The organism is Derxia gummosa DSM 723, from assembly GCF_000482785.1.
Lineage (GTDB): Bacteria > Pseudomonadota > Gammaproteobacteria > Burkholderiales > Burkholderiaceae_E > Derxia > Derxia gummosa.
Window position 1 is genome coordinate 1 of record NZ_KI519500.1, and the last position, 366, is coordinate 366.

Consider the following 366-nt stretch of genomic DNA (forward strand, 5'->3'; position numbering starts at 1 on the left):
GTCGATGCCTCGCAACTGCGCTACACCGACACCGCTTCCGTCGTCAGCGGCGTGCAGATGAGCACCGCCACCGGCGCGGCCGCCACCGCCGGCACGCACACGATCACCGCGAGCAACGGCCTGGCCTCGAACTACGCGCTCAGCTACGTCAACGGCACGCTCACCGTCGACAAGGCGGCGCTGACGGTCACCGCCAACGATGGTCGCAAGACCTACGGCGATGCCGACCCGACGCTCGGCTACACGGTCGATGCCTCGCAACTGCGCTACACGGACACGGCTTCGGTCGTCAGCGGCGTGCAGATGAGCACCGCCACCGGCGCTGCAGCGACCGCCGGCACGCACACGATCACCGCCGCGAACGGC

At 69.7% G+C, this 366-nt stretch carries 1 protein-coding gene; it reads left to right on the forward strand.

Features of this window, described 5'->3' with window-relative positions:
* Positions 1-366, forward strand: a 366-nt coding sequence (locus H566_RS29550) for an MBG domain-containing protein (protein WP_034412731.1), incomplete at both ends; no start/stop codon positions are given.